At 70.6% G+C, this 20,781-nt stretch carries 22 protein-coding genes; 9 read left to right on the forward strand and 13 right to left on the reverse strand.

The genetic code is table 11. The features are described 5' to 3' along the window. Positions 1 to 579 carry a TetR/AcrR family transcriptional regulator gene (locus tag ABZ801_RS29780; protein ID WP_360703975.1) on the forward strand — a complete coding sequence of 193 codons (579 nt, stop codon included), beginning with the start codon at positions 1 to 3 and terminating at the stop codon, positions 577 to 579. On the opposite strand, the gene ABZ801_RS29785 is transcribed toward ABZ801_RS29780, so the two are convergent. From ABZ801_RS29785 to ABZ801_RS29810, 6 genes are all read right to left on the reverse strand, one after another. After that, on the reverse strand, positions 576 to 1,073 hold the full coding sequence (locus tag ABZ801_RS29785) for a MarR family winged helix-turn-helix transcriptional regulator (protein ID WP_360703978.1): 498 nt from the start codon (positions 1,071 to 1,073) through the stop codon (positions 576 to 578). The genes ABZ801_RS29780 and ABZ801_RS29785 overlap by 4 nt on opposite strands. Positions 1,074 to 1,190: 117 nt before the next feature. After that, entirely contained in the window at positions 1,191 to 2,786 is a 1,596-nt protein-coding gene (locus tag ABZ801_RS29790; RefSeq protein WP_360703982.1) for an acyl-CoA synthetase, read from the reverse strand. A gap of 23 nt (positions 2,787 to 2,809) precedes the next feature. After that, positions 2,810 to 3,967, reverse strand: coding sequence for a thiolase domain-containing protein (locus ABZ801_RS29795; RefSeq protein ID WP_360703985.1), 1,158 nt, complete (start codon positions 3,965 to 3,967; stop codon positions 2,810 to 2,812). Continuing rightward, entirely contained in the window at positions 3,960 to 5,015 is a 1,056-nt protein-coding gene (locus ABZ801_RS29800) for a thiolase domain-containing protein (RefSeq protein WP_360703988.1), read from the reverse strand. Before ABZ801_RS29800 ends, ABZ801_RS29795 begins: the two co-directional genes overlap by 8 nt. 22 nt (positions 5,016 to 5,037) lie before the next feature. Beyond that, positions 5,038 to 5,967, reverse strand: a complete 930-nt coding sequence (locus ABZ801_RS29805) for an OB-fold domain-containing protein (protein ID WP_360703990.1) — start codon at positions 5,965 to 5,967, stop codon at positions 5,038 to 5,040. Beyond that, complete coding sequence (locus ABZ801_RS29810; RefSeq protein WP_360703993.1) at positions 5,957 to 7,522, reverse strand: acyl-CoA synthetase; 1,566 nt, start codon at positions 7,520 to 7,522, stop codon at positions 5,957 to 5,959. The genes ABZ801_RS29805 and ABZ801_RS29810 overlap by 11 nt, the downstream gene beginning before the upstream one ends. A gap of 143 nt (positions 7,523 to 7,665) precedes the next feature. Here ABZ801_RS29810 and ABZ801_RS29815 point away from each other — a divergent pair, with 143 nt between their 5' ends. Next, positions 7,666 to 8,469: a crotonase/enoyl-CoA hydratase family protein gene (locus ABZ801_RS29815; protein WP_344954576.1), complete on the forward strand. Its 804-nt coding sequence runs from the start codon at positions 7,666 to 7,668 to the stop codon at positions 8,467 to 8,469. Positions 8,470 to 8,599: 130 nt separating this feature from the next. Here the strand turns inward: ABZ801_RS29815 and ABZ801_RS29820 are convergent, their stop codons facing one another. Continuing rightward, positions 8,600 to 9,538: a zinc-binding dehydrogenase gene (locus tag ABZ801_RS29820; RefSeq protein ID WP_360703996.1), complete on the reverse strand. Its 939-nt coding sequence runs from the start codon at positions 9,536 to 9,538 to the stop codon at positions 8,600 to 8,602. Between the two features lie 89 nt (positions 9,539 to 9,627). On the opposite strand from ABZ801_RS29820, the gene ABZ801_RS29825 reads away from it, so the two are divergent. Continuing rightward, a complete protein-coding gene (locus ABZ801_RS29825) occupies positions 9,628 to 10,263 on the forward strand; it encodes a TetR family transcriptional regulator (protein WP_360703999.1) in 636 nt (211 codons plus the stop codon). A 61-nt stretch (positions 10,264 to 10,324) separates the two neighbouring features. On the opposite strand, the gene ABZ801_RS29830 is transcribed toward ABZ801_RS29825, so the two are convergent. Further along, positions 10,325 to 11,629 (reverse strand): hypothetical protein, encoded by a 1,305-nt coding sequence (locus ABZ801_RS29830; RefSeq protein WP_360704002.1) that lies wholly within the window; start codon positions 11,627 to 11,629, stop codon positions 10,325 to 10,327. Between the two features lie 263 nt (positions 11,630 to 11,892). Between ABZ801_RS29830 and ABZ801_RS29835 the strand changes: the two genes are divergently transcribed. Beyond that, positions 11,893 to 12,402 (forward strand): hypothetical protein, encoded by a 510-nt coding sequence (locus ABZ801_RS29835; protein ID WP_360704005.1) that lies wholly within the window; start codon positions 11,893 to 11,895, stop codon positions 12,400 to 12,402. A 187-nt stretch (positions 12,403 to 12,589) separates the two neighbouring features. On the opposite strand, the gene ABZ801_RS29840 is transcribed toward ABZ801_RS29835, so the two are convergent. Next, entirely contained in the window at positions 12,590 to 13,372 is a 783-nt protein-coding gene (locus ABZ801_RS29840) for a helix-turn-helix domain-containing protein (protein ID WP_360704214.1), read from the reverse strand. A gap of 261 nt (positions 13,373 to 13,633) precedes the next feature. Here ABZ801_RS29840 and ABZ801_RS29845 point away from each other — a divergent pair, with 261 nt between their 5' ends. From ABZ801_RS29845 to ABZ801_RS29855, 3 genes are read left to right on the forward strand one after another with little or no spacing between them, the layout of a single operon-like run. After that, positions 13,634 to 14,296, forward strand: coding sequence for a DUF4097 family beta strand repeat-containing protein (locus ABZ801_RS29845; protein WP_360704008.1), 663 nt, complete (start codon positions 13,634 to 13,636; stop codon positions 14,294 to 14,296). Positions 14,297 to 14,307: 11 nt separating this feature from the next. Beyond that, positions 14,308 to 15,273 carry an ATP-binding cassette domain-containing protein gene (locus ABZ801_RS29850; protein ID WP_360704010.1) on the forward strand — a complete coding sequence of 322 codons (966 nt, stop codon included), beginning with the start codon at positions 14,308 to 14,310 and terminating at the stop codon, positions 15,271 to 15,273. Continuing rightward, positions 15,270 to 16,052: an ABC transporter permease gene (locus tag ABZ801_RS29855; RefSeq protein WP_360704013.1), complete on the forward strand. Its 783-nt coding sequence runs from the start codon at positions 15,270 to 15,272 to the stop codon at positions 16,050 to 16,052. Before ABZ801_RS29850 ends, ABZ801_RS29855 begins: the two co-directional genes overlap by 4 nt. Before the next feature lie 208 nt (positions 16,053 to 16,260). Here ABZ801_RS29855 and ABZ801_RS29860 read toward each other — a convergent pair whose 3' ends face one another. Beyond that, positions 16,261 to 16,512 carry a hypothetical protein gene (locus tag ABZ801_RS29860; RefSeq protein ID WP_360704016.1) on the reverse strand — a complete coding sequence of 84 codons (252 nt, stop codon included), beginning with the start codon at positions 16,510 to 16,512 and terminating at the stop codon, positions 16,261 to 16,263. Positions 16,513 to 17,114: 602 nt separating this feature from the next. Between ABZ801_RS29860 and ABZ801_RS29865 the strand changes: the two genes are divergently transcribed. Continuing rightward, entirely contained in the window at positions 17,115 to 17,831 is a 717-nt protein-coding gene (locus ABZ801_RS29865) for a hypothetical protein (RefSeq protein WP_360704019.1), read from the forward strand. A 5-nt stretch (positions 17,832 to 17,836) separates the two neighbouring features. Here the strand turns inward: ABZ801_RS29865 and ABZ801_RS29870 are convergent, their stop codons facing one another. Then, a complete protein-coding gene (locus ABZ801_RS29870) occupies positions 17,837 to 18,088 on the reverse strand; it encodes a hypothetical protein (protein WP_360704022.1) in 252 nt (83 codons plus the stop codon). 271 nt (positions 18,089 to 18,359) lie between these two features. On the opposite strand from ABZ801_RS29870, the gene ABZ801_RS29875 reads away from it, so the two are divergent. Then, the gene (locus ABZ801_RS29875) at positions 18,360 to 19,544 is read left to right on the forward strand and encodes an MFS transporter (protein WP_360704025.1); all 1,185 of its coding nucleotides are present in this window, start codon (positions 18,360 to 18,362) and stop codon (positions 19,542 to 19,544) included. A 209-nt stretch (positions 19,545 to 19,753) separates the two neighbouring features. Here the strand turns inward: ABZ801_RS29875 and ABZ801_RS29880 are convergent, their stop codons facing one another. Continuing rightward, on the reverse strand, positions 19,754 to 20,335 hold the full coding sequence (locus ABZ801_RS29880) for a Uma2 family endonuclease (protein ID WP_360704028.1): 582 nt from the start codon (positions 20,333 to 20,335) through the stop codon (positions 19,754 to 19,756). A 172-nt stretch (positions 20,336 to 20,507) separates the two neighbouring features. Continuing rightward, complete coding sequence (locus tag ABZ801_RS29885) at positions 20,508 to 20,702, reverse strand: DUF397 domain-containing protein (protein WP_360704031.1); 195 nt, start codon at positions 20,700 to 20,702, stop codon at positions 20,508 to 20,510. Between the last annotated feature and the right edge of the window lie 79 nt (positions 20,703 to 20,781).

Genomic DNA, 20,781 nt, shown 5'->3' on the forward strand with positions numbered 1-20,781 from the left:
ATGAGCCGGACGGCGACCCGGGAGCGGCTGTTCACCGCGGCGGTCGAGCTGATCGCCGAGCACGGCTTCGCCGCGACCACCGTCGACCAGATCGCCGAGCGCGCCGGTGTCGCCAAGGGCACCGTCTACTACAACTTCGGCAGCAAGGCGGCGCTGTTCACGGCGCTGCTGGACTACGGCGTGGACCGGCTGGGCGCCCGCCTGCGCGAGGCCGCCGCGGGCCGGGCGCCGCTGGACGCCCTGGAGGCGGTGGTCGGCGCGGAGCTGGCGTTCATCGGCGAGCACGAGCCGTTCGCCCGGCTGCTGATCGCCGAGGCGTGGCGGTCGGGCGGCGGCGCCTGGCACCAGGCCGCCCTGCTGATCCGCGAACGCGCCATCGGGGTCGTCGCGGACGTGCTGCGCTCGGCGGTGGCCGTCGGGGACCTGCGCGCCGACCTGGACGTCGAGACGGCCGCGGCCGCCGTGTTCGGCATGGTGCTGACGGTCGCGCTGCACTGGCGCACCCTGGAGCCGGGCCGGCCGCTGGAGGACGTGCACGCCACCCTCATGGACCTGCTGCGCGGCCGGATCGCCGGCTAGTCCTCGGGCCGGTCCTCGGGCCGGTCCTCCAGGCGGCGGATCTCGTCGACGACGTCCGGCATGGTGGCGTTCATGCCGCGCACCCAGTCGAGCAGGAAGCGCAGCTGCTCGTCGGAGCAGCCCTCGACGCGTTCGCCGAAGTGGCGGGCGATGGGCTCGAAGTAGCGGGAGAAGCGCGCCACGTTCTCGGGCACCGGCTCGACGATGACGCGGCGGCGGTCGTCGGGGTCGCGGGTGCGCTTGACGCAGCCGGCCCTCTCCAGCCGGTCGATGACGGCGGTGATGGCGCCGCCGGTGGTGATGCCCATGAGCTGGGCGAGCCGTCCGGGGGTCTGCGGGCCGTCCAGGACGAGCGCGTTGATGGCCTGCGCGTCGGTGACGTTCAGGCCCGCCTTGGACGCGGTGGCATGGTGCAGCAGCACCGTCCACATCGTGCTGCGCTGGGTGGCCTCCTGCAGCTCGCGCTCCAGCCGGTCGCGCTCCGGGGTCGACACGCCCTCACCTCATCCACCGAAAAACTCGGATAGCGAGAGACTCTTGTTCAGAGTCACTCCTGTGACGCCATCCTAGTCGCTCGGCGGATCCCCGTTACACGCGGGCGCGCGACCGGCTCAGGGGGACCGGTCGGCCGCCTCGGCGACCTGCCGGGCCCAACGGTAGTCGGCCTTGCCCGCGGGCGAACGCTTCATCTCCGCGACGAACGCGTACGTGCGCGGCACCTTGTAACCGGACAGGTTCGTCCGGCAGTGCGCGTCCAGCTCCTCGGTCGTCGGACGCTCGTCGCCGTACGGCTGGACGACGGCGGCGACACGGCTCCCCCAGCGTTCGTCCGGGACGCCGGTGACGACGGCGTCGAACACCTTGGGATGCCCCTTGAGGACGGCCTCCACCTCCTCCGGGAACACCTTCTCCCCGCCGGTGTTGATGGCCTGCGAGCCGCGCCCGAACACCGCGATGCTGCCGTCCGCCTCGACGGTGGCGATGTCACCGGTGAGCAGCCAGCGCCTGCCGTCCACGACCGGGAACGTGCGGGCGGTCTTCTCCGGGTCGTTGTAGTAGCCGCGCGCGATGTACCCGGTGCGCGCGACCTGCCCGATGACACCGGAACCCGGTTTGACGGGTTCGAGCCGGTCGTCCAGCACGGCCAGGTCGTCCACGTCCGCCGAGAACCGCAACCCCTTCTCCGGCGTGGAGCCGGCGACGGCCTCCGCGGTCGACCCCGACTCGGTCGACCCGAACCGGTCCATGATGACGACGCCCGGCAGCAGCTCGCCGAGCCGGTCGCGCACCGCCCCGGTCAGGATCGCGCCGGTCGACACGAACGCCAGCAGCGAGGAGGTGTCGTACGACCCGCGCGCCAGCGCGTCGGCCATCGGCCGGGCCATCGCGTCGCCGGTGACGGTCAGCGAGTTCACCTTCTGCCGCGCGATCGTCCGCCACACCGCGTCCGGGTCGAACCGCCGCAGGTAGACGATGGTGGCGCCCATGAACCAGCCGATGAACGTGGCCACCTGCGCGGCGCCGTGCATCAGCGGCGCCACCGGCATCATCACCAGCGGGCCGCCCGCCCGCGCCTGCTCCACCACGTCCTCGGGACGGTCCGGACGCGGCTGCGTGGGGTTGTAGAACGCCAGCAGCATGTCCTTCATGCCCCACATGACGCCCTTGGGCATGCCGGTCGTGCCGCCGGTGTAGATGATGTACGTGTCGTCCGCCGAACGCGGCGGGAACCCGCGCGTCTCCGGCTGGCCGCGCAACGCCTCGTCGTAGGCCACCGCCCCGGAAACGCCGGGCGGGCCGCCGACGGCGATCAGGTGCCGCAGCGCCGGCACCCGCGGGACGGTCGCCGCCACCCGCTCCTCGAACTCCACGTCGTACAGCAGCGCCACCATGTCCGAGTCGCGGTAGACGTAGAGCAGCTCGTTCTCCACGTACCGGTAGTTGACGTTGATCGGCACGGCGCGGATCTTCAGCGCGGCCAGGATCGCGGCCGCGTACTCCAGGCAGTTGTAGAGCTGGACGCCCACGTGCTGCCCCGCCCGCACCCCCGCCGACTCCAGGTGGTGGGCGAGCCGGTTGGCGTGCGCGTCCAGCTCGGCGAACGTGAGGCGGGGACCGTCCCCGTCGGGGCCGGCGCACACCAGCGCGACGCGCTCCCCGATCGCGTCGGCGACTCCCTCGAACAGATCGGCGTAGTTGAACTCCATCGGGGCGCCTCCCGCGGGGCGGTTCAGGGTTTGTCGGAGCCGACGATCCACATCGCGAAGAACTGGGCGCCGCCGCCGTAGGCGTGCCCGAGGGCGCGGCGCGCGCCGTCCACCTGGTAGTCCCCGGCCATGCCGCGCACCTGCAGCGCGGCCTCGGCGAACCGGATCATCCCGGACGCGCCGATCGGGTTGGACGACAGCACGCCGCCCGAGGCGTTCCAGGGGATGTCGCCGTCCAGCGCGGTGGCGCCCGACTCGGTGAGCTTCCAGCCCTCGCCCTCGCCGCAGAAGCCCAGGTTCTCCAGCCACATCGGCTCGTACCAGGAGAACGGCACGTACACCTCGGCCACGTCGATCTCACGGCGCGGGTCGGTGATCCCGGCCTGCCGGTAGACGTCGGCGGCGCAGTCCTTGCCGCCCTGGGGGTTCACGGTGTCGCGTCCGGCGAAGAAGATCGGCTCGGACCGCATGGCGGTGCCGTGCACCCAGGCGGGCGGATTCGGCGCGGCCTTCGCCGCGTCGTCACTGGCCAGCACCATCGCGCAGGCCCCGTCGGACGACGGGCAGGTCTCCAGGTAGCGGATCGGCTCCCACAGCATCGGCGTGGACTCGACCATCTCCCGCGAGATGCCGGGGATCTTCAGGTGCGCGTGCGGGTTCTTCAGCGCGTTCAGCCGGTCCTTGACGGCGACGAGCGTGCCGATGTGGTCGGGCGCGCCCGACCTGCGCATGTACGCGCGGATGTGCGGGGCGAAGTAGCCGCCCGCCCCCACCACCAGCGACGTGGAGAACGGCGTGTTGACGGTCAACGCCCAGGTGGCGTTGGACTCCGACTGCTTCTCCCACGCCACCGTCAGCACCCGGTCGTGCACCCCGGCCTGGATCAGGCTCGCCGCGACGATCGCCGTACTGCCGCCCACCGACCCGGCCGTGTGCACCCGCATGATGGGCTTTCCGTGGGCGCCGAGCGCGTCCGCGAGGTACGCCTCGGGCATCACCATGCCCTCGAACAGGTCGGGCGCCTTGCCGATGACGACCGCGTCGATGTCCTTCCACGTCAGCCCCGCGTCGTCGAGCGCGCGCCGCGCCGCCTCCCGGACCAGCCCGGCCACCGACACGTCCAGCCGCTTGGTCTTGTACGTGGTCTGGCCCACCCCGATGACGGCACACGGGTTACCCATTGCTCTCTCCCGACAGGACGCACACCAGGTTCTGCTGCAGGCACGGGCCGGATGTGGCGTGGGCGAGCGCGCGTGTGGCCGTCCCGTCGTGGACACGGGCGGCGGCCTCGCCGATGCGGATGAGGCCCGTCGCCATCACCGGGTTCGCCGACAGCGCCCCACCGGACGGGTTCACCGCCACCGCGTCGTCCAGGCCGAGGGCCTCGCGCAGGATCAGCTCCTCGTGGCTGAACTGCGCGTGCAGCTCGGCGACCTGGACGCCGTCCGCGCCCGCCTTCCGCGCGGCGATCCGTGTCGACTCCGACCGCGTCAGGTCCCGCGCGCCCGGCGAGTGCGCCTCGGCGCGGTGGTCGATGCCGGTGATCCACGCGGGGCGTTCGCACAGCTCACGCGCCTTGTCGCCGGCCGCCAGCACGATCGCCGCCGCGCCGTCGGTGACGGGCGCGACGTCGGACGGCCGCAGCGGCGCCACCTCGTAGCCCTCGTCGCCCGGGTCGGGCAGGTGCAGCGCGTACGGGTTGTCGCGGCCCGCCGCCCGCGATCTGGCGGCCACGGCGCGCAGGTCGTCCTCCTTGGCGCCCGCCCGCTCCAGGTACGCGCGGGCCTGCACCGCCGCCAGCGACACCTGGTCGACGCCCAGCGGCGCCAGGTAGTACGGATCGAGCTGCTGGGTGAAGATCTCCGGCAGGACGCCCTGGCTGCCCTTGCCGAACCCGTACACCAGCGCGGTGTCGACGTCGCCGTGCCGCAGCCGCACCCACGCCTCGTACAGCGCCCACGCCGCGTCCATCTCCACGTGGCTCTCGGAGATCGGCGGCCACGCGCCCACCGCGTCCAGCGCCGACACGAACGAGAACGGCGCCCCCACCAGGTAGTCGCACGACCCCGAGCAGGTGAACCCGAACCTGTTCAGGCCCGTCCGCTCCTTGATCTCGCTGATGACGGGCGCGAGCATCTCCACCTCGGCCAGCCCGTCGTCCTGCGCGGAATGCCGCGTCTGCACGAACGCGACCACCGCGATCTCCCTGCTCATGGCCTCGCTGCTCATGGCCTCGCCTCCCGGCCGCGGGTCACACGTAGTCCTTGATGCGTTCGAACGGGACGTCGGGCTCGTCGAGGGGCTCGAACCACCTGATGTTGGCCATGGTCTTGTCCCACTCCTCGCGCGGTCGCCACACGGCCTTGACGCGCATGCCGATGCGGACCTGGTCGGCGGGGATCCCGGCGACGAGCGCGAGCATCGTCAGGTCGGCGCCGTCCAGCAGTATGTACGCCGACACGAACGGCACCTCGGGTGCGCGCGGGTCGGGCAGGTTGTTGACGGCGAACGTGGTGACGGTGCCGGTGTCGGCGACCTCCACCTCCTCGGTGGTCGGCACGCCGTCACGCGGGCACAGGCCCTTCATCGGCACGATGACCTGCCCGCACACCGGGCACCGGTGGCCGAGGAGGCGGCCCTCGGCGATGCCTTCGAGGAACCGGTCGAGGGCGCGGCCGGCGCGCAGCCGGTACTCCAGCCGCGTCGGCGCGTTGATCATCGTGACCTCGGGGCGGAAGCACTCGATGTCGCCGATCGCGCCCGTGCGCTCCCCTCGCCACCTGGGCCGCACGCGCATGCCCGTCTTGAGGAAGCGCGGCGGGTCGGCGCCCTCCTCGAACACGCCCACGTCCAGCGCGTGCAGCAGGGCGGTGTCGGCGCCGTCCGGCTGGATCAGCGCCCACGCGAACGGACGGTCCAGCGGGTGCGTGGCGCGCGGCCTCGGCACCCACGACCAGCTCTTCACCGTCCCGGCGGGCCCGACCTCGACGAACTCGCCGGTCACGGCCTCGCCGTCGTCCGGGTCGTACTCGGTGGGCGGGACGAGCACCCGGCCGTTCGCGGTGCGCACCCCCACCAGGCGGCCGTCGCGCAGCTCGGTCAGGAACCGTCCGATGACCGGCCCCACCGACCGCGTGTAACCGCCGGGGAACTCCAGAACATGATTGGCCTCAGATGACACTTTCGCGGCCCTCCCAGTACGGGGCGCGCAGCTTGCGCTTGAGCAGCTTGCCGTTGGGTTCGCGCGGCATCGCGTCGATGAAGTCGATCGACCTGGGCCACTTCATCTTCGCCAGCCGTCCCTCCAGGGACCGCAGGATCTCGTCGGCCAGCCCGGGCCCGGGCTCGACGCCCTCGGCCGGCTCGACCACCGCCTTGATCTGCTCGCCCCACTCCTCGTCCGGGATGCCGAACACGGCGACGTCGGCGACCTTGGGATGCAGGATGATCTCGTTCTCGATCTCGGCCGGGTAGATGTTGGCGCCGCCGGAGATGATCATGTCGGCCTTGCGGTCGGACAGGAACAGGAATCCGTCGTCGGTGAGGTACCCGACGTCGCCCACGGTGAAGAAGCCGCGCAGGCGGTTCTTCTCCGTCTTCTCCCGGTCGCCCTTGTACTCGAACTCGACCCCGGCCATCTTCATGTAGATCGTGCCCGGGGTCCCCGGGGGGACCTCGTTGCCGTCGTCGTCCACGATCAGCAGCTCGCTGATCGGCCACGCCTTGCCGACCGTGCCGGGGTGCTTGCGCCAGTCCTCCGGACTGGCGATCGTCCCGCCGCCCTCGGTGGCGGCGTAGTACTCCCAGATGCAGTCGCCCCACCAGTCGAGCATCTGCTGTTTGAGCGGCACCGGGCACGGCGCGGCCGCGTGGATCGCCCACTTCATGGACGACACGTCGTACCGTCCGCGCACGTCCTCCGGCAGCGACAGCAGCCGTTTGAAGTGCGTCGGCACCATGTGCGTGTTGGTGATCGCGTACTTCTCGACGAGACGCAGGCACTCCTCGGCGTCCCACCGGTCCATGTAGACGAGCGTGTGCCCCATGTGCAGGGCGCTGCCGCCGAACTGGGTGACCGCCGTGTGGTAGTTGGGCGAGGTCACCAGGTGCGCCTGCGGCGGCTGCCCGGCGGGACGCCCCGGCCCCATGCCGAACAGCGTGAGCAGGAACGTCTGCAGTTCGTAGCTGTCGTCCGGGTCCATCCCGGCCAGCGCGCGCCGCACGCCCTTGGGCCGCCCGGTCGTCCCGGACGTGTAGTGCATGGTGGCGCCGTTGCTGCGGTCGTCGGGCAGGGTGTCGGGCTGCCCGTCCACCAGTTCCTCATGGGACCGGAACCCCGGCACGTCGCCGAACGCGAACCTGCGCCTCGGGTCGAGCCCGGCCTCCTCGGCGGCCCGCGCGCCCTCCCGCGCGTACCGCTCGTGGACGAAGAACGCCTTGGCCTCGCTGTCGGCCACGATGTAGCCGATCTCCGGGCCCGTCAGGTGCCAGTTGACCGGCGTGTAGTACCAGCCCGCCTGCAGCGCCGCCAGGTACAGCACCAGGCCGTCCACGCCGTTGGGCACCAGCCCGCACACGCCGTCGCCCTTGCCCAGCCCCAGCCCGCGCAGCCCGTGGACGAGCCGGTTCGCCCGGGCCAGCAGCTCACCGGCGGTGTACTCGGTGCCGTCCGGGTCGACGGCCGCGACCCACCCGGGATCGGCCTGCGCCAGCCGCCAGAAGCCCAACGATCCCATCGGTTCTCCCTCGGTGATCGCCTCGGATCTCTCCGGACGCGGACGCCCGGCGGAAAAAGTAGATCACGTTCTCATTTGTCCGAGCAAGCCCTGTCGGTGCGCCGATCTTGTTACTAGAATCCGTTCTCGTTTAGGAGGGAACCATGCTGCCCATCTCCACCGAGCACTGCACGGTCGAGCAGGACGGCCACGTCGTGACCGTCACCATGAACCGGCCCGAGGCCCGCAACGCGCTCAGCTCGACCATGCTCGTCGGCCTCGCCGACGCCTGGACCTACATCTCCGAGACCCCCGAGGTCCGCGTCGGCATCCTCACCGGCGCCGAGGGCCACTTCTGCTCGGGCGCCGACCTGAAGGCGATGGGCGCCCCGCCGTCCGACCCGCGCGTCGCCGAGCGCATGCGGCAGATCTCCGACTTCCACTGGAAGGGCCTGCTGCGCGACGGCCGGCCCACCAAACCGCTGATCGCCGCCATCGAGGGCTACGCCGTCGCCGGCGGCACCGAACTCCTCGTCGGCACCGACCTGCGCGTCGTCGCCGAGGACGCCACCCTCGGCCTGTACGAGGCGCGCCGCGGCCTGTTCCCCATGGGCGGCTCGGCGATCCGCCTCCCCCGGCAGATCGGCTACGCCCACGCCATGGACCTCCTGCTGACGGGCCGCTCCGTCACCCCGCGGGAAGCGCTCGCCATGGGGCTGATCAACAAGGTGGTCCCGCCCGGCGGCGCCCTGGCCGCCGCCCGCGAGCTGGCCGACCAGATCGCCGCCTGCGGCCCCCTCGCCGTCCAGGCCATCCTCCGCGTCCACCGCGAGACCGAGCACCTGCCCGAGTCCGAGGCCCTCAAGATCTCCGACGAACTCGGCTGGCCCGTCATCGGCTCGGAGGACGCCAAGGAGGGCACCCGCGCCTTCCGTGAGAAGCGCCCCCCGGTCTACAAGGGCCACTGACCAGGCGCCCCCCGCTTTCGGCGCCTCCCGGACCTGCACGCCCCGCGCCACTGCGCCGGGCTTGCGGCAGCCGGAGTCGAGGCCGCCCGTCCGCTCGGCGGGGCGGCCTCGTGTCCTGCGGAGCTGCGTCCTACGAGCCCGGCTCGATCTCCAGGATCGCCTTTCCGTGCAGGCGGCGGCCGAGCAGGGCCTCGACCGCCTCGGCGGCCCGGTCCCAGGAGCCGCGCCAGGAGATCTGCGGGTCCAGCCGGCCGGCGGCGACCCGGGCGGCGAGCCAGGCCAGGTCGGACGCCAGGCCGGGTTCGTCCAGCAGGTAGAAGCTGACGATCGAGCGGTCGTGCCGTCCCTCGTTGCCGAAGAGGGCGCCGAAGGGGAAGTTCTCGCCGCCGCCGGTCGAGTGGCCGACGGCGACCAGGGTGCCGCCCTCGGCCAGCCGTTCGTAGGCGGCCACGAGCTGGTCGCCGCCCACCATGTCCACCACGCCGTACACCCGCTCGGCGACCTCGTGGGGGCCGGACACCACCTCGTCCGCGCCGAGGGCCCGCAGGCCGTCGCCGTGCGCCGCCGGGTCGCCGGTGGAGGCCACCACCTCGGCCCCGCCCTGATGGGCGAGCTGCACGGCGTACCGTCCCACTCCACCGGTCGCACCGGTGACCAGCACGCGCCTGCCCAGGATCGGACCGATCCGGCGGAGTGCCCGCAGCGCGCTGGCGCCCGCCACCGGGACGGTGCTGATCGCACCGAGGTCGGCGCCGGCGGGCACCGTTCCGATGAGATCGGTGTCGACGGCGCGCAGCTCGGCCCAGGCGCCGTCGGCGCCGAGCGTGACCACCGGCGTCCCGGCGGCCGGGCCGGAGCCGTCGGCGGCGGCACGTTCCACGATCCCCGCCGCGTCCCAGCCCAGGACGGTCCCCTCCGGGGACCCGGCGATGCCGAACGCCACCTCGCCGTAGTTGAGGGAGGTCGCCGTCACCCTGATCAGCGCCTGGTTCGGAGCCGGTACGGGGTCGGGCGCCGTACCGAGCCGCAGGCCGCCGGGCGCGGAACGGTCCACGATCAATGCACGCATGAGAATCCTGCCTTCACCAAGGGGTAAATGCCACTGAGTGGCGAAAGCCTACAGGAGGCGAACGCCGCCGGGAGATACACTCGGGGGCGATGAGCACCGTGATCCCCAGTGAGCTGCCGCTGCGCGAACGCAAGAAGCTCCGCACCCGGCAGGCGCTGATCGACACCGCCCTGGAGCGGTTCACGGCGAACGGGTTCGACGGCACGACGCTGGACGACCTGTGCGCCGCCGTCGAGGTGTCCAAGCGGACCTTCTTCCGCTACTTCGACAGCAAGGAAGACGTGGCGATGGCGCCCACCCAGGACCTGTGGACGGCCTTCCTCGACGAACTGCGGACCCGGCCCCTGGAGCGCGGCCCGCTCCTGGCGCTGTTGCAGCACGCGCTGCTGGCGGCGCTCGACCGGATGCCCGCCGAGGGCTGGACGGACCGGGTCCTGCTCAGCCGCCGCCTGGCCGACCGGACCCCCTCCATGAACGCCCACGGCCTGCAGTTCTGCGACCGCACCAGCCGCGCCGCGATCACGACCCTGCGCGAGCGCTTCGGCCTGTCCGACCAGCACGACCTGAGGCTTCGGCTGGCCATCGACATGAGTGTCGCGGCCTTCCACTGCGCGCTGGAGGGCTGGACGTCCCGTCCCGGCCCCGCCGACCGCGACGACCTCGCCGCCCGCCTCCGCGACGCCTTCGCCGCGCTCCCCGGCACCGTCACCATGACGGTCGGCTGACCCACCCCGCCCCACCGGTCGGCGTCTCGGCCGGATGCCCGTCTACGAGTGCAGGCGACCTCTAGTCCTGCCAGTAGAACAGCAAGGTGCCCACGTCGAGGGGCTCGCGGGCGCCGAAGTAGTAGACGTGGAGCCCGGTGAAACGCGTCGCCGCCAGGTCGCCGTCGATGTGCCGGAGCCCCGCCGCCCGCATGGCCGTGATCACCCTGGCGTCCTCGTGCTCACCGATCAGGGAGAAGAAGGGCCCGAGCGTGCTCACCCGGATCTTCCCCGCCGTGGTGGCGATGACGTGGTAGGTGCCTGACCCCACACCCTGATGTTCGGCCGCGGGGCGCGGTTTCTCCGGCCGCAGCCCGGCGGCGTCGAGTTCGTCCACGGCACGCCGGAGCACGTCCTCGTCGGCGGCCTCCGGTTCGAGGCATGCGGCTTCGAGCAGCCAGCGCGGATCCGTGCCCCGTTGGCCGGGTGCGTACTCGCGCAGGATCGCCTCGCGCACGTCGGACGGCACGCCCGGCAACTCGACGCGGGGCGGGCCGAGCGCCTCCCAGGCGGCCCGGATGTCATGGCCGCGCCGATGCAGCACCGCCAGCGCCCACAGGTGTCCCGGCCGTCGCTCCTCGACCATCGCCAGGAGCGCGTCGTCGTCACCGGAGGTCCCGGCCATCAGCTCGTACGCCGCCCTGGCGACGAGGACGGAGTCGTCGGCCAGCGAAGCCGTGATGTCGCCGCCTCGCCGCCACAGCAGCCTCAGCCCGAGCAGCCGCTCGGCCACCGACGATCCCCGGGTCGCGAGCGTCTCGGGCGAGTCGGCCCCGTACTCGGCGAGGACGGCGGGAAGGCCATGTGCCTCGACCAGCGCGTCGATCGACTCTTCACCGGCCACGCGCCTATGCCGCCACGGCTCCGCCGCCAGTACCGCGAGCGGGCGTGCCGCGCTGATGTCGCCCAGCCTCGCGCGCTCAGCGAGCACCTTGTCGGCGAAGCCGTACGGCCACCGTTCACGCAGGCTCGCCTCCTGCTCCCGCAGCCACCGGAACACCTCGTCCGAGCCCGGCCGGCCCGACACGCTCAGGATGTCGAGCAATGCCGCGCGCAGGTCACCGCCGAGGTCGCTGCCCTGGACACGATCCACCAGTCCCATCGCGCGATCGACGGTGACGCGGCCCAGCAACGCCTGCGCGCAGGCCCGCCTGCGCCACCCGGGTTCGCCGGCATCGACGACGACGTCGACGAGCGCGTCCACGGGGACATCCGACAGCCGCCGCGCCACGCTCTCCGGCGACTCGCTCCGCACCTCCGGCCAGGTCACCAGCTCAGCGATGCGTTCCCGCGTGTTCGCCGACGAGGGCAGGTCGCCGCCGCCCATGGCACCCCCAACTTCGCTTCCGAACGTCCTCGGCACCGCGCCACCACGCCGATCAAATCGCGTGCGAAGGGCGGCAACAACCCGGTTCCGGTCTCCAGGCAGGCGCCCACGTTGCGGCCTGGTCCTGACCGGCGGCGAGATGCTCACCGCACGGGACCTGTCGGCCGACCGGCTCGTCGCTCGGCTGGTGATGCTGACGGCCTTCACGGCACCCCTACCTGTGGGCGGCCTTCTCCTACCACGGCGCCTGACCCGCTATGGTGATGGAGGTTGTCTCGGGCGAGGATACGGGAATGGATTTGCGCCCAGAACTCCTGCCGCCGTCTGTCGCCCCGCAGCGCCTTGCGGAGATAAGTCGTGAGATCGGGAGAATCAGGGGTCTGCTGGACGACCGTGAACCGACTGAGGCGGCGATCGCCGCGTTCAACGAGATGACGGGGCACGACTACACTGCCGACGATTTCGCCCACTACTGGCGGTCCCGCAATCTTGAAGAGTTCGCCAGGGAAGCCGCCCGGCCGGCGCCTGCGCGCGTGCCCGACATCAGCCGTGACGAGCTCGCCGAGATCGTCCGAAGAATCCTGGCCGCCGACCCGGAGACCGATTACTACCTGCGGCTCTTCGAGGCGAACGTGCCCCACCCGGCCGCGAGCGACCTGATCTACTGGCCGCCGGCCGAACTGGGCGACGCCTCCGCCGAGCAGATCGTCGACGCGGCACTGAGCCATCGTCCGATCGCATTGGGCCCGGGAGGCTCACAGTCCGTCGGATAGGTGGCGTTCTCTCGCACGTGACCCCGACCCCAAAATAGGGGCCACTTAATGCACGAGACCTCTGAACGGTGACCGTCCAGGTCGCTGCGCCGTCCAGAAGAGCAAATGTTTTCGGGCGACGGTTGGATGACCGCGACCGGGGTGCGGGCGATCCACAAGGGTGAAAGACGGCGCGGCCGGCTTCGTCTCATTCTGTTGCCGTCGGGACGGCATTCCGTCCGTGATCCGAACTCGGCTCGGCGGTGCCGCCCGAGCTCGTGGCGGCTCTGGTGTGGAGGACCTCGCGGGCCTGCTCCGCGGCGCGGACGGTGCTCTCGCCGACGAAGTCGAGAAAACGGGCGGCGCCCTCCAGGCGGGCGGCGGCCGGGGTGCCGGGGCCGAGGATGCCGACGCCCTGCCGTGCGGTCTCGGCGACCTGGGCGAGGGACCGGGCGCTGGCGATCATCGACTGGTACCAGACGTCGTCGTCGACGACATAGCGCTCGCGGCGGCGTTCGTCGCGTTCCCGGCGGACGAGGTCCTGTTCCTCCAGGAAGGTGATCGCCTTGGAGACGGACGCCGGGCTGACCTGGAGGTGCCGGACGAGTTCGGCGGCGGTGAGGCTGCCGGAGTCGGTGGTGTAGAGGCAGGCCAGCACCCGGGCCGTCATCCTCGGCATGCCCGAGGCTATGAAGACGGTGGTGAGAACCTCCTCGAACTCGCGCACGGCCTCGGCGTCGCGTCCGTGCGGCAGGGGGGCCGACTGCGCCCCTCGGGTGGAGGCGGGCCCGCGCCGGCGGGTGCGGCGCTGGGTGGCGTGGTGGGCCAGGTCGGCGCGGTAGGCGGTGGGGCCGCCGTTGCGCATCACCTCACGCGTGACCGTGGAGGTCGGCCGGTCGAGACGGCGGGCGATCTCGGCGTAGGCCAGGCCGTCGGCCAGCCCCGCCGCGATCTGCTGCCGCTCCTGCTGGGTGAGCCTGCCTCCCGGCATCACGACCCCCTTCATGCCCCACGGGTGCTCCATGGCGCCGCTCGCTGTTCCCTGACGCCTGCACCATAGCGTTCACCTTCACTGCATTGCAACGATCGACAGGACTGTCATTGCGTTAAGCGATAGACTGTTGCAATGATTTCAACGCTCTGACCTGCATAAACGTCACTCCAATGCAAAGTCGTTGTTGTAGAGATTTGGAAAGCAACGTAGCGTTTCCATCGTTCGAAACAACGAGCCGCAAGCGCAAGGGAGAGCACGATGCACCGCTTCGACACCCCCGCCCCCATCACCGCCGTCCTGGACGTCCCCGCGGGGCGCATCCAGGTCATCGCCGCGGACCGGGACGACACCGCGGTGGAGGTCCTGCCCGCGAACGCCTCCAAGGGCCGCGACGTGAAGGCCGCGGAGCAGACCAGGGTCGAATACGCCGACGGGGTCCTGCGGATCGAGAGCTCGGCGAAGAACCAGTACCTCGGCCCCTCCGGAGCCATCGAGGTGACGATCCAGCTGCCCGCCGGTTCGCGGGTCGAGGGCAAGGCGGGCAGCGCCGAGTTCCGGACCGTCGGCCGCCTCGGCGACGTCGCCTTCGACGGCGCGTACCACCAGATCAAGCTGGACGAGGCCGCGAGCGTCCGCCTCACCGCGACCGACGGCGACGTCGAGGTCGGCCGGCTGGGCGGCCCCGCGGAGATCAGCACCCAGAGGGGCGACATCCGGATCGCCGAGGCCGTGCGCGGCAAGGTCGTGCTCCGCACCCAGTCCGGCGACATCTCGGTCGGCGCCGCCCCCGGCGTCTCGGCCTCCCTGGACGCCGGCACCGGCCACGGCCGCGTCACCAACGCCCTCAAGAACGACGGCACCGCCGAGCTCGACATCCACGCCACCACCTCCTACGGCGACATCGCCGCCCGCAGCCTCTGAAGGAGCAGCACATGACGAACCTGGCCATCGCGGCGAACGGGCTGCGCAAGTCCTACCGCGGCAAGGACGGCGACAAGGTCGTGCTGGACGGCGTCGACCTGGCCGTCCCCGAAGGAACGATCTTCTCCCTGCTCGGCCCCAACGGCGCCGGCAAGACCACCACCGTGCAGATCCTGTCCACGCTGATCCGGGCGGACGGCGGCGAGGTCCGGGTCGCGGGATACGACCTGAACCGTCAGGCCGACGACGTGCGCGGCGCGATCGGGGTGACCGGGCAGTACTCGGCCGTCGACAAGCTGCTCACCGGCGAGGAGAACCTGCTCCTCATGGCCGACCTCAAGCACCTGCCGAAGCACGAGGGCAGGAAGAAGGCCAGGGAGCTGCTCGAGAGGTTCGACCTGGTCGACGCGGCCGGCAAGCCCGCCGCCACCTACTCGGGCGGAATGCAACGCCGGCTGGACCTGGCGATGACCCTGGTCGGCGACCCGCGGCTGATCTTCCTGGACGAGCCCACCACCGGCCTCGACCCGCGCAGCCGCCGCTCCATGTGGAACATCGTCCGCGACCTCGTCGCCGGCGGCGTCACGATCTTCCTGACCACCCAGTACCTGGAGGAGGCCGACGAGCTCGCCGACCGGATCGCCCTGCTCGACCACGGGCGGCTGATCGCCGAGGGCACCGCCGAAGAGCTCAAGCGGCTCATCCCCGGCGGCCACATCCAGCTCACCTTCGCCGACCCGCACCAGCTGGAGGCGGCCCGCCACCTGGTCGGCGCGGGGGCCGGCGCCGAAGCCACCGGCCCCGAGGCGCTCACCCTGCAGGTGCCCAGCGACGGCAGCGTCCGCGCGGTCCGCGAACTGCTCGCCCTGCTGGACGAACGCTCGATCGACGTCGCCGAGATGAGCGTCCACACCCCCGACCTCGACGACGTCTTCCTCACCCTCACCGGCCAGCAGCAGAAGGAGGCCCTCCGATGAGCACCCTCACCCTCGCCGCACGCGACTCCTCCACCATGGTCCGGCGCCAGCTCAAGCGCCTGATCCGCTACCCGTCGATGACCGTGCAGCTGGTCATCACGCCCGTCATCCTCCTGCTGCTGTTCGTCTACGTCTTCGGCGGCACCCTCGGCAACGGCCTAGGCGGCGGCCCCGGCGGCCGCGACGCCTACGTCAACTACGTCGTCCCCGGCATCCTGCTCATGGCGGCCGCCACGGCCGCGACCGGAACCGCCGTCATGGTCGCCACCGATATGACCGAGGGCATCATCGCCCGCTTCCGCACCATGCGGATCTCCCGGGCGTCGGTCCTCACCGGCCATGTCGTCGCCAGCGTCATCCAGCAGCTCCTCGGCACGGCCGTCGTCATCGGCATCGCCCTGGCCATCGGCTTCCGTCCCAACGCCACCCCCGTCGAATGGCTCGCCGCCGCCGGCCTGTTCACCTTCTTCGTCCTGGCCATCACCTGGCTCGCGGTCGCCCTCGGCCTGAAGTCCCCGACCCCCGAGGCCGCCAGCAACGCCCCGATGCCCCTGGTCTTCCTGCCCTTCCTCGGCAGCGGCTTCGTCCCCACCGACTCCATGCCCACCGTCCTGCGCTGGTTCGCCGAGTACCAGCCCTTCACCCCGATCATGGAGACCGTCCGCGGCCTCCTCCTCGGCACCCCGATCGGCAACAGCGCCGCCATCGCCACCGCCTGGTGCGCCGGCATCGCCGCCCTCTCCTACCTCTGGGCCAAGAACACCTTCAACAAGGCCTGACCATGACCCGGCCGAACAGGGCCGTCAGACCACCCGGTCTGACGGCCCTGAAGCTTTTGAAGGTGTGAGCCCGCCTGCCCCACCACCCGGCCCCGTGATGATCCCGTCCATCGTGCCCGGCCGTGGACGGCACGAGCAGATGGCCCGCGCTCACCTCGGTGAGGCGGCCGCCGCCTTGCGGCCAGCGCGACCGGGTGACGGCCACGGGTCAGCGAGACAAGTCATACGTCTCATGCAGTTTCCAATCGACAAGGATCCGATCCGAGTCGATGCGGAAGACGCTGCCTCGATACTCAAGGCGGGTCCCGCCGTCGAACCCGTACAGCATCCTGAGCGCGTCCCTGTGGCCGCGCCGCGGACCGACCTCCAGTTCGTCGTCGAGGCGCGGCCCCTGGAGGAACTGGCCGGCACCGCGCGACTCGTGCAGCGCCAAGTCGGCAGCGGCGACATCGATCTCCATGCCCCAGTGTTCGGTGCCGGCTCCGGACCACACGGTTCGCTCCAGGACGAGATCCTCGAAGGGGCGCCCCGCCGGTTCCTGCCCCGGCCGCGGCGGTGTGTCGCCAGCGGCGTCCAATGCCGTTCAACCAGGTCAGGCGTCATGTCGGGGGCTGCGGGAACTCGATTCGGAGCCTTCTCCAGCCACCGCCGGTAACCGTCGACCCGCTTGCCGTGCCGCCGCCGCTCTTCCTCTTCTCTGGCCGGTTCCAGATCCAGGTGCCGCTGCCAGCAGCCGCCGCATATCCGCCGCGACACCGCGACCCGCTCACCGGCCGACGTATTGACCATCAGAAAGGAGCCGGGAAACTCGTGGGCGCCACGGGTCCAACCACGGCAGACATCACACCGCCCAGGCAACAGCCCTCTGCCTCTCATCCCCGCTCCGTTCCTCACCTGACCGCCTGATCGTACGATGACGCGACGACACGGCTCCCGTCCAACGCGGCGACTCCCCGCATGTTCGATTCGACCTGGGGCCGCCCCCTGTTAATCGAGTGGTCCTCCTCGCCCGTGATCGAGACAATGCCGATGGGAGCCCGAAATATAAGAGGAGGCAACTGGATGGCTGCTTCGCGAGCCGCCCTCACGCGCGACGACCTGAAGCTCAAGGTCACTGTCCAGCGCGGGCGGCTCGACGGCACGGCTTTCCGGGTGATCCGACCGGCCAGACCGTTGAAGAACGGGGCGCTCTACAAGGCTCCGCATTGGTACGAGATGTACGTGGACCGGCCGGACGGCCGACGCGTTGGCACCCTGATGCTGCTCGCGGCCCGATCCCCGCGATCCCTGATCTACCTGCCGATGCGCACCACCCCGACTGCTCCCGGGATCGGCTGGTACAACGAGAAGCCATTCGACCTCGTACTGGCGCATCGCGCGGTGCAGTTCCGGCCCTCGCGGTGGAAGCAACTGCGCGAGCGCATCAACGCGGGAAACGCTCCCCGAGAGCTGCGCACCGCGAGCATCCCGGTAAGAGACCTGCCGGCCGACCACGAGTTCGACCCGTCAGAACGAAGCCATCCCAGGCACGGCAACCTGCTTCACCAGGCCGTCTACGCGGAGACCCTTTTCCTGACGGGCGGCACGACGGCGTTCCGGGAGGCGGCACGGCACATCTTCGCCGTCACCACCGACGGGCCGCCCCGCGCCGCGACGGAGCTTTACCTGCCCGGCGGCTGCAATTACCACGTCTGCCGCAGTTTCTACGACTGGCCGGATCTGGTGGAGCACGGCTGGGACCAGTTCCATGTGGAGTTCTCCCCGCGGTGGGCAAGGTGAGCGAATCAGCGAGCCTTGCCCAGGATGTGCCGACCTTGAAACGCCTCACGTGGAGCCCAGGCCGTACAAGAGACGCGGCGGCGGCCGACCTGCTGCGAGCGCTCGCCGAAAAGTATCCCGGCGAAGCCCGCTTGCAGAACGGTTGGATGACGCAGCACTCGACCACTGTCGCCGCAGCGCCCTCTGACCTTGGGGCTCGCCTTGGCCAGCAGCCCGAGCAGGTCGGCCGGGTCGCGCAGGCCGGCGGCCTCGGCCATCAGGTCCGGGAGAACCGCTCCACGTCCCGGAGGCGGACCGCATTCCGCTGCGCCGGCGGTGTCCCCTCTCCGGGTCTCGCTGGACGGCGACCGGACCCGCGGGACGCGCCCTGATCGTCGCGGGGCAGTGACTGGACGTCCGGCTCGCGGGAACGCGACATCATCCTTCGGCGGGCAGGATGACGGCGCAAACCCGCCAGATCTTCGCCGGTGACGACTGTTGGGTGGGATGCGCTTCCACTGGCGCTTCCTCACTCACAGGACGGAATCGATGTCCACAGTCGGCACCGCCACGTCGTCCCGCTCGTCAACGACAGGCTGGGCGGCGGTGCTCTCGGTGATGATGGGAATCTTCTCGATCGTCACCACCGAAATCCTGCCGATCGGGCTGCTGACGTCCATCGGTTCCGGCTTCACCGTCTCCGACGGGACGGCCGGACTGATGATGACCATGCCCGGATACCTGGCGGCGGTCGCGGCCCCCACGGTCACCGTCGCCACGGCGCGGGTCGACCGCCGGCTGATGCTGTGCGCCTGCATGTTCCTGCTGGCGTCGGCGAACTTCATCGCGGCCGCCGCCCCGAACTACTGGGCGATGCTCGTCTCGCGTGTTCTGGTCGGGATCGTCATCGGCGGCTTCTGGTCGATCGGCGCCGGGCTGGCGAACCGGCTGGTGCCCGCAGACTCCACGCGCCGCGCGACCGCGGTGATCTTCTCTGCCGTCCCGCTGGGGTCGGTCCTCGGTGTGCCACTCGGGACGCTGATCGGGGACCTGGCAGGGTGGCGGGTCAGCTTCGTGGTGATGGGCGTGTTGTCCACGGCGGTGCTCGTCGCGCTCGCCGTGCTGGTGCCGCCGCTGCCCGCCGAACAGGCCACCCGGCTCGACGTGCTGCGCGGCATGATCCGGAACGTCGGCACCCGGTTCGCGCTGCTGGTGACCTTTCTGGTCGTCATGGCGCATTTCGGCACCTACACGTATGTGACGCCCTTCCTTGAGCGGGTCACGCATGTGTCATCGGGGCTGATCACGGTGTTCCTGCTGACCTACGGCGTCGCCGGAATCCTCGGCAATTTCCTGTCGGGTGCGGCCGTCGCCCGTCACCCGCACGCGGCCTTCGGTGTCGCCGGGGGTCTCATCGCCTTCGCCACGCTGACGTTTCCTCTTCTCGGGCAATGGGACGCGGGCGCCATCGCGCTGCTGATCGTGTGGGGCGTCGGCTACGGCGCCGTTCCGGTCTGTTCGCAGACGTGGTTCGCCAAGTCGGCCCCCCACGCGCCGGAGGCCGCGTCCGTGCTGTTCACGGCGTCGTTTCAGGCGACGCTCTCCACCGGCGCCCTGGTCGGAGGCATCGTCGTGGACCGCACGTCCCTGTCGACGGTCATGCTGCTCGGCGGCGCCACAGCCGCCCTCATGACAATGACCGTACTCCTCCGAACACGCTTCGCTCCCGCCTAACGGCTGCTCAGCGAATGGCACAGGACGGCCGGACGGACCTCACCATCTTGCCCGTGGTGGCCGCCGAGCAGGGCGATGTCAAAGTAGGCGGTCACCGCCGACTGTGTCGCTATCTGATCAGCGGGATGGCACGTGGGGGGCAGCGGCCGATTGCCTGGACGGGCCCTGGCCGGCGACCGGTCGAACGCGTCAGCGACGCGGGTCGCCGGTCACGCGAAGTCTGAAGTCTCGAGCGCGAAATCAAAGGGCTCTGGAAGAGAGAGCGGCTTACCGAAGGTCACGCGCACGACCTCGCGGTAATCCTCCTTGTCGACGTCCGGCTCGCTGAACAGCGAAGCCTCCTCGTCACTACGGTCGACCAGCAGGTAGAGCGGGATTCCGCCCTTGGCGTAGCAATGCCGCTTGACGCCACGATCTCTGTCCGGGTTACCTGAGGTCACCTCGAACACCATCGCAACCCCGAGCGGCGGCATCCACGACTCTGCGTCTCTGAACAAGTCGAGTTCGAGCGGGGCGAAGACGCCGTCCGGGATAAGATAATTCCTTGCACACCGATTTCCCCGCTTCAGCAGCAGCCCCTTGTGACCGGATACATCCATCGGGGTAACGGCCTTGTGAATCACCTGTCGGGTAATGCGCGAGAAGATCCGTTCATGATCTCCCAACGGGGCCGGCGACACGATGATCTCCCCTTCAATGAACTCCGCACGGTACCCCTCCGGCGTGTCCAGGTTGTGGAAGGCATCGAGACGAGCCAGCTCGTCCGCACACTCTGGGGCATGCTCGGCCATGCCACACCCCCCCTCTCGCTGTCTCCCCAGCATAGAGAGCGAGACCGAGGACATGCGGTGAGCCGCGCCTCCAGCGCCACCCGACATAGAGGGCACCTCTCGGTAGTTGTCTCGACACGCCGGGTAGTCACCCTAGCGTCCGGCTACGCGGAGTGAGAGAGGAATCGCCGAATCAGCGGACGCCGGACTTGATCTGCGAAAGGAGAGCAGCGAACGCGGAGCGGGTGAGGTGCAGGTGAGAGCCGTCGGGGTCCTTGGAATCCCGGACACCGATCACCGGATCGAGGGCGGCGACCTCAACGCAGGTGCTGTTGACGTTATCGCCCGAATAGCTGGACTTGCGCCAGTGGGGGACGGTGTGCTTCATAGCGTCTCCGTGATCGAGTCCAGACTCGCCACCTGGAGCACCACTCCTCGATCAGCTCCAGCCGCCGTCAGCGGTCGCG

This window comes from Actinomadura sp. NPDC047616 (assembly GCF_040642915.1).
Lineage (GTDB): Bacteria > Actinomycetota > Actinomycetes > Streptosporangiales > Streptosporangiaceae > Spirillospora > Spirillospora miaoliensis.

Coding starts and splice junctions, on each gene's coding strand:
- ABZ801_RS29780 (WP_360703975.1), top strand. CDS start 1: ATGAGCCGGACGGCGACCCGGGAGCGGCTGTTCACCGCGGCGGTCGAG.
- ABZ801_RS29790 (WP_360703982.1), bottom strand. CDS start 2,786: ATGGAGTTCAACTACGCCGATCTGTTCGAGGGAGTCGCCGACGCGATC.
- ABZ801_RS29795 (WP_360703985.1), bottom strand. CDS start 3,967: ATGGGTAACCCGTGTGCCGTCATCGGGGTGGGCCAGACCACGTACAAG.
- ABZ801_RS29800 (WP_360703988.1), bottom strand. CDS start 5,015: ATGAGCAGCGAGGCCATGAGCAGGGAGATCGCGGTGGTCGCGTTCGTG.
- ABZ801_RS29810 (WP_360703993.1), bottom strand. CDS start 7,522: ATGGGATCGTTGGGCTTCTGGCGGCTGGCGCAGGCCGATCCCGGGTGG.
- ABZ801_RS29815 (WP_344954576.1), top strand. CDS start 7,666: ATGCTGCCCATCTCCACCGAGCACTGCACGGTCGAGCAGGACGGCCAC.
- ABZ801_RS29820 (WP_360703996.1), bottom strand. CDS start 9,538: ATGCGTGCATTGATCGTGGACCGTTCCGCGCCCGGCGGCCTGCGGCTC.
- ABZ801_RS29825 (WP_360703999.1), top strand. CDS start 9,628: ATGAGCACCGTGATCCCCAGTGAGCTGCCGCTGCGCGAACGCAAGAAG.
- ABZ801_RS29830 (WP_360704002.1), bottom strand. CDS start 11,629: ATGGGCGGCGGCGACCTGCCCTCGTCGGCGAACACGCGGGAACGCATC.
- ABZ801_RS29835 (WP_360704005.1), top strand. CDS start 11,893: ATGGAGGTTGTCTCGGGCGAGGATACGGGAATGGATTTGCGCCCAGAA.
- ABZ801_RS29840 (WP_360704214.1), bottom strand. CDS start 13,372: ATGCCGGGAGGCAGGCTCACCCAGCAGGAGCGGCAGCAGATCGCGGCG.
- ABZ801_RS29845 (WP_360704008.1), top strand. CDS start 13,634: ATGCACCGCTTCGACACCCCCGCCCCCATCACCGCCGTCCTGGACGTC.
- ABZ801_RS29850 (WP_360704010.1), top strand. CDS start 14,308: ATGACGAACCTGGCCATCGCGGCGAACGGGCTGCGCAAGTCCTACCGC.
- ABZ801_RS29855 (WP_360704013.1), top strand. CDS start 15,270: ATGAGCACCCTCACCCTCGCCGCACGCGACTCCTCCACCATGGTCCGG.
- ABZ801_RS29860 (WP_360704016.1), bottom strand. CDS start 16,512: ATGGAGATCGATGTCGCCGCTGCCGACTTGGCGCTGCACGAGTCGCGC.
- ABZ801_RS29865 (WP_360704019.1), top strand. CDS start 17,115: ATGGCTGCTTCGCGAGCCGCCCTCACGCGCGACGACCTGAAGCTCAAG.
- ABZ801_RS29870 (WP_360704022.1), bottom strand. CDS start 18,088: ATGGCCGAGGCCGCCGGCCTGCGCGACCCGGCCGACCTGCTCGGGCTG.
- ABZ801_RS29875 (WP_360704025.1), top strand. CDS start 18,360: ATGTCCACAGTCGGCACCGCCACGTCGTCCCGCTCGTCAACGACAGGC.
- ABZ801_RS29880 (WP_360704028.1), bottom strand. CDS start 20,335: ATGGCCGAGCATGCCCCAGAGTGTGCGGACGAGCTGGCTCGTCTCGAT.
- ABZ801_RS29885 (WP_360704031.1), bottom strand. CDS start 20,702: ATGAAGCACACCGTCCCCCACTGGCGCAAGTCCAGCTATTCGGGCGAT.